The organism is Albidovulum sp., from assembly GCF_008933605.1.
Taxonomy (GTDB): Bacteria; Pseudomonadota; Alphaproteobacteria; order Rhodobacterales; family Rhodobacteraceae; genus Albidovulum.
On record NZ_WBUS01000181.1, the window covers coordinates 1 to 5,715 of the forward strand.

Consider the following 5,715-nt stretch of genomic DNA (forward strand, 5'->3'; position numbering starts at 1 on the left):
CCATAGTGCCCCGACCGGCCCGCCCCTGCCAGAGCCATGCCCGACCCGACCGTCCATCTTCTCACCTGCATCCGCAACGAAGGGCCGTTCCTCCTGGAATTCGTGGCCCATCACCTCGTCCTCGGCTTCGACCGCATCTTCATCGCCGCGAACGACTGCGACGACGGATCGGTGCGGCTCCTGCGCGCGCTGCAGGCGGCCGGTCACATCGGCTTTCTCAACCACAGCGTTCCGCCCGGCAAGGTGCCGCAGGCGGAGGGCTACGCACGCCTCCGCAGCCGCTTCGCGGTCGACGCGGCCGATTGGCTCATGATGCTCGACGTGGACGAGTTCCTGAACGTCCACACCGGCGACAATTCGGTGAAGGCCCTTCTCGCCGCCGCACCGGAAGCCGCCGACGTCATCGCGCTCAACGCCATGACCTTCGGGTCGGGCGGAGCGGATGAATGGCGCCCCGGCGCGGTCACGCATCAGTTCCTTCACCGTCTGCCCGCGGGCAACAAGGCCAATGGCGCGCTGAAGACGCTGAGCCGCAATCCCGGCCACTACGGCGCGATCCACAACCACTCGCTCACCCGCTACCGGGGCCCGAAGGCGCGGCTCACCGTCATGCGCGGCGACGGCACCCTGCGCGAGATCGACGCAGCCGCGCCGCTCTGGCGCGAGTTGCGCCACGTGCCCCATGCCGAGATCCGCCACGCGCTCGCCCAGTACAACCACTACGCCACCAAGACCCCCGACGCCTACCGCCTGCGCCAGATCCGCGGCCGGGGCGCCGCGCCGATGGGCGAAGCGAACCTCCGCCATGACGCCGCCTATTTCGCCGACCGGGCGGAGGCGCAGGTCCGCGACACGACGATCCTGCGCTATGCCGACCGCCTGGCCGCGACCGTGGCGGCGATGCTCGCCGACCCCGACATCCGCCACTGGCACCGCCATGCCGAGCGGGTCTATGCCCGCCGCCTCGCCGCCCTCCCGCCTGCCGGCTGATGCCGCCTGCGATGCCGGCGAACCGGCCGCGGTCACGGATGCCGCGCCTTCAGGGCGCGTGGCTGTAGCGCGCGGCTGTCCGATGGCCGTCCTTGGCAATGAAGACGAGGTCGAACCCCGGCCCGGCTGGCTCGACCCTGTGGCACTGCCACTGCCTGGCAGACGGCCACAGGGCGCAATAGCGCCCGTCCTCGACTTTCCAGCGACCGATCTGCGCCGCGCCGAGCTCGTACACGGTGGTTCCGTCGGCGGCGAAGCTTTGCGCCGCGCCGTTCTCGAACACGACGCTGCGTCCGGCAAGCATCTCCCGCAGGCCGCCGCGCGCCGGCTCGGGCCGCCCGCTCACGCAGGCCGTGAGGGTGAGAAGGGTCAGGATCGCGCTCATCGTCCGTGGCATGGTTCGCCCTCCTTGCCAGCCGCCGCGCCCCAGTCTAGGACGGCGCCAACCCCGCCTCAACGGAAGTGCCGTCGCATGATCCCCCGCTATTCCCGCCCCGAGATGGTCGCCATCTGGTCGCCCGAGACGAAGTTCCGCATCTGGTACGAGATCGAGGCCCATGCCTGCGACGCCCAAGCCGCGCTTGGCGTGATCCCGAAGGCGAATGCCGAAGCGGTGTGGCGCGCCAGGGACGTGGAGTTCGACGTGGCCCGCATCGACGAGATCGAGGCGGTGACGAAGCATGACGTCATCGCCTTCCTCACCCATCTCGCCGAACATATCGGCGCCGAGGACGCGCGCTTCGTCCATCAGGGCATGACCTCGTCGGACGTGCTCGACACCACGCTGAACGTCCAGCTCGTCCGCGCCGCAGACATCCTGCTGGCCGGCATGGACAAGGTGCTGGCCGCGCTGAAGACCCGCGCCTACGAGCACAAGGACACGATCCGCATCGGCCGCAGCCACGGCATCCATGCCGAACCCACCACGATGGGCCTCACTTTCGCGCGGTTCTACGCCGAGATGGACCGCAACAAGAACCGGCTGGAGAAGGCCCGCTGGGAGGTGGCGACGGGCGCCATTTCCGGCGCAGTCGGCACCTTCGCCAATATCGACCCGGGGGTCGAGGAGCATGTCTGCGAAAAGCTGGGCCTGCGCCCCGAACCGATCTCGACGCAGGTCATCCCGCGCGACCGTCACGCGATGTTCTTCGCCACGCTCGGCGTGATCGCCAGTTCGATCGAGAACATCGCCATCGAGATCCGCCACATGCAGCGGACCGAGGTTCTGGAGGCGGAGGAGTTCTTCTCCCCCGGCCAGAAGGGATCATCCGCCATGCCGCACAAAAGGAACCCGGTGCTGACCGAAAACCTCACCGGCCTTGCCCGCCTCGTCCGCATGGCGGTGGTGCCGGCGCTGGAGAACGTGGCGCTCTGGCACGAGCGCGACATCAGCCATTCGAGCGTCGAGCGCGCCATCGGCCCGGACGCGACCATCACTCTCGACTTCGCGCTGAACCGGCTGGCGGGGGTGGTCGAGAAGCTGGTGATCTACCCCGAGAACATGCTCAGGAACATGAACAAGTTCAAAGGGCTGGTCATGTCGCAGCGGGTGCTCCTGGCGCTGACGCAGGCGGGGGTGAGCCGCGAGGACGCCTACCGGCTGGTGCAGCGGAACGCGATGAAGGTCTGGGAACAGGGCAAGGACTTCAAGGCGGAGCTTCTGGCAGACCCCGAGGTCACGGCGGCGCTGTCGCCGGCCGAGATCGAGGAGAAGTTCGACCTCGGCTATCACACGAAGCACGTCGACACGATCTTCGCCCGCGTCTTCGGCGCCTGACCGCCGGCCACACGATTGCGTGAGGGGGAGCGTTTCCGTAGCGGAAACGCTTGCCCGGACGGCGGCACGGCTGGCACCCTGGCGGCAGACAGCAGGAGGATGCCATGCCGATCAAGACCCTTGCCGTTGCCCTTGCACTCCTCGCCGGCCTTGCCCCCGCCTTCGGTCAGGGCTGCAACCACGAACGTCAGGCCCAGATCAGCTGCGCCCAGGGGCAGAGCTGGGACGACGCCGCCCAGAAATGCGTGACCGTCGGCAGTTGAGCCGCGGCGCGTAACCCCGACTTAACCGCTTTCCGGGAAGCTGCGATGCGAACCGCAGGTCCCGGAGGTCCCATGCCGGCACTCACCACACGCCCTCCGGCGGGCGCAGCCGTGTACGCCCGTGGTTCCGAAGGCAACCGGGCGGGCACAGGCCAGATCAGCGGCCGGCAGAAGGCGGCCATCATTGTCCGGCTTCTGCTCGCCGCCGGCGATCATGTGCCCTTGCGTGATCTTCCCGACCATCTGCAGGCGGCGCTGACCGAACAGATCGGCCGCATGCGCGTCGTCGACCGCGCAACGCTCGATGCGGTGGTGGGCGAGTTCCTCGCGCTTCTCGACTCGATCGGGCTCAGTTTTCCCGGCGGCATAGACGGCGCGCTGCAGATGCTCGACGGCCATATCTCGGCGACCGCCGCGGGTCGGCTGAAGCGGCTGTCCGGGGCCTCGTCGAAGGCCGACCCCTGGGACCGCATCGCCGCGCTGGAAACCGAGAAGCTCCTTCCGGTCCTCGCCGAGGAAAGTGCCGAGGTGGGTGCCGTTATGCTCTCGAAGCTCGCGGTGTCGCGCGCGGCAGAGTTGCTCGGCAAGCTCCCCGGCGAGCGGGCGCGCCATGTCGCCTACGCCATGGGCCAGACGGCCGAGATCGACCCCGAAACCGTGCGCCGCATCGGCCTGTCGCTCGCCGCGCAACTCGAATCGCGCCCGCTCCGCGCCTTCGAGGCCGAGCCGCACGAAAGGATCGGCGCGATCCTCAACGTCTCGCCTGCGGCGACCCGCGACGATGTGCTCTCCGGCCTGGCGGAGACCGACCAGGAGCTTGCGGAGCGGGTCAGGAAGTCGATCTTCACCTTTGCCGACATCGCCGGGCGGATCGAGGGGCGCGACGTCTCCAGGGTCATCCGGGGGGTGGAGCAGGCAGCGCTGGTGAACGCCCTCGCTGGCGCGCGGACCGAGGCCGATACCGCCTCGGCCGAGTTCATCCTCGCCAACATGTCGCAACGCATGGCCGCGACCTTGCGGGAGGAGATGGCCGAGCGCGGCAAGGTCCGCGAGAAGGACGCCGAGGCCGCGATGACCGCTATCGTGTCGTCGGTCCGGGCACTGGTCGATGCCGGCGAGCTGGCGCTGCGGATGACGGCCGAGGCGGAAGAGGACTAGGCCGCGCCGAGCAGGCAAGGGGGCCAGTGGGCACGGGCACAGTCGCGGCGACAGCGGGTCGGGTGCACTCCGGCGCCGCCTGCACGGCGCGCCCCGGACGGGCGGCCGGCGGGCTCCGGCCGCTTGAGATCGGCGCGCCGCGCCTCTATGTCTGGCCCCTGACGCACGGCCCCCGGGCAAGGGGTGCGGCGCAAAGCACGGGACACGATGGCCGATACTTCGCCGAAACCGACGCTGCCGGACCGGCTGACCGATGCCGCCTTCCGCGTGGTGCTCGCGCTCGCTCGGGCGCTGCCCTACGAACGGCGGGTTCCGCTTGCAGGGTGGATCGTCTCGCGGCTCGTCGCGCCGCTTGCCGGCTGGCGCCGGCGCATCCGCGAGAACCTCGCCCTCGTCTGTCCCGACCTGCCGCCGGGCGAGGTCAGGCGGCTTGTCCGCGCCGTGCCGGACAACGTCGGCCGGACAATGATCGAGCTTTACTCGGGCGACGATTTCCTCGCCCGGGTCCGTGACCTGCCGATCGCCGGCCCCGGGGCCGGAGCGCTCGCCGCCGCCCACGCCGCCGGGCGGCCGGTGATCCTCGCCACCGGGCATTTCGGCAACTACGACGTCGCGCGTGCGGCCCTCATCGCCCGCGGCTACCGGGTCGGCGCACTCTACCGGCCGATGAAGAACCCGCTCTTCAACGCGCATTACCTCGACGCCATCTCGACGATCGGCACGCCGCTCTTCCCGCGCGGCAAGCCCGGCATGGCGGCGATGGTCCGGTTCCTGAAGTCGGGCGGCATGCTCGGCCTCCTGATGGACCAGCACATGCGCCACGGCGCGGCCACGACCTTCTTCGGCCATACCGCCTTCACCGCCACCTCGGCGGCCGACCTCGCGCTGCGCTACGGCGCCGAGATCGTGCCGGTCTACGGCGTCCGGCGGGCCGACGGGATCAATTTCGACATCGTGACCGAGGCGCCGATCCCGCGAACGGACCCCGAAACCATGACTCAGGCGATCAACGACAGCCTCGAACGGATCGCGCGCTGGCACATGGACCAGTGGTTCTGGATCCACCGCCGCTGGAAGTGACGCGGACCCTCAGCGCATCATGTACCAGGCGAAGAGCCGCTCGAACCTGCCGCCGGGCCGCCCGAGCGGGATGAGGCTCCGCAGCGGCTCGTGGAAGACGCCGCGCGCATGGGTCATCGCCTCGAACCCCTCGCGGCCGTGATAGGCGCCGATCCCGCTTGTGCCGATGCCGCCGAAGGGAAGGCTGTCCACGGCATAGTGGGTCATCACGCCGTTGACCGTGACATTGCCGCTTGTCGTGCGCGCCAGCGCCTCCGCCCGATCCACGCTGCCGCCGTAGTAGTAGAGCGCGAGCGGCCGGGGACCGGCAGCGATCTGCCCGACGGCCTCCTCAAGGCTCCGGTAGCTCACGATCGGCAGGACCGGACCGAAGATCTCCTCCCGCATCAGCCGGCTGTCCGGCCCGGCGCCGGAGACCACGGCTGGCGCGACCGCCCGCCCCTCCCC

7 protein-coding genes are annotated in these 5,715 nt (G+C 69.8%); 5 read left to right on the forward strand and 2 right to left on the reverse strand.

Annotated features, from left to right (window positions below; genetic code table 11):
* The first annotated feature begins 36 nt into the window (after positions 1-36).
* Complete coding sequence (locus F9K34_RS16515; protein ID WP_291338214.1) at positions 37-990, forward strand: glycosyltransferase family 2 protein; 954 nt, start codon at positions 37-39, stop codon at positions 988-990.
* Between the two features lie 49 nt (positions 991-1,039).
* Here F9K34_RS16515 and F9K34_RS16520 read toward each other — a convergent pair whose 3' ends face one another.
* Entirely contained in the window at positions 1,040-1,387 is a 348-nt protein-coding gene (locus F9K34_RS16520) for a hypothetical protein (protein ID WP_291338215.1), read from the reverse strand.
* Positions 1,388-1,462: 75 nt separating this feature from the next.
* On the opposite strand from F9K34_RS16520, the gene purB reads away from it, so the two are divergent.
* From purB to F9K34_RS16540, 4 genes are all read left to right on the forward strand, one after another.
* Positions 1,463-2,767, forward strand: coding sequence for an adenylosuccinate lyase (purB, locus tag F9K34_RS16525; protein ID WP_291338216.1), 1,305 nt, complete (start codon positions 1,463-1,465; stop codon positions 2,765-2,767).
* Between the two features lie 104 nt (positions 2,768-2,871).
* Entirely contained in the window at positions 2,872-3,030 is a 159-nt protein-coding gene (locus F9K34_RS16530) for a hypothetical protein (protein ID WP_291338217.1), read from the forward strand.
* Between the two features lie 72 nt (positions 3,031-3,102).
* Positions 3,103-4,188, forward strand: coding sequence for a flagellar motor switch protein FliG (locus tag F9K34_RS16535; RefSeq protein WP_291338218.1), 1,086 nt, complete (start codon positions 3,103-3,105; stop codon positions 4,186-4,188).
* Positions 4,189-4,395: 207 nt separating this feature from the next.
* Positions 4,396-5,268 carry a lysophospholipid acyltransferase family protein gene (locus F9K34_RS16540; protein ID WP_291338219.1) on the forward strand — a complete coding sequence of 291 codons (873 nt, stop codon included), beginning with the start codon at positions 4,396-4,398 and terminating at the stop codon, positions 5,266-5,268.
* A 9-nt stretch (positions 5,269-5,277) separates the two neighbouring features.
* On the opposite strand, the gene F9K34_RS16545 is transcribed toward F9K34_RS16540, so the two are convergent.
* A partial coding sequence (locus F9K34_RS16545) for an aldehyde dehydrogenase family protein (RefSeq protein WP_291338220.1) occupies positions 5,278-5,715 on the reverse strand: 438 nt, incomplete at its 5' end.

Bases quoted from the DNA above. Each gene is read 5' to 3' on its own strand.
- F9K34_RS16535 (WP_291338218.1), top strand. From the start codon at position 3,103: ATGCCGGCACTCACCACACGCCCTCCGGCGGGCGCAGCCGTGTACGCC.
- F9K34_RS16520 (WP_291338215.1), bottom strand. From the start codon at position 1,387: ATGCCACGGACGATGAGCGCGATCCTGACCCTTCTCACCCTCACGGCC.
- F9K34_RS16530 (WP_291338217.1), top strand. From the start codon at position 2,872: ATGCCGATCAAGACCCTTGCCGTTGCCCTTGCACTCCTCGCCGGCCTT.
- F9K34_RS16540 (WP_291338219.1), top strand. From the start codon at position 4,396: ATGGCCGATACTTCGCCGAAACCGACGCTGCCGGACCGGCTGACCGAT.
- purB (WP_291338216.1), top strand. From the start codon at position 1,463: ATGATCCCCCGCTATTCCCGCCCCGAGATGGTCGCCATCTGGTCGCCC.
- F9K34_RS16515 (WP_291338214.1), top strand. From the start codon at position 37: ATGCCCGACCCGACCGTCCATCTTCTCACCTGCATCCGCAACGAAGGG.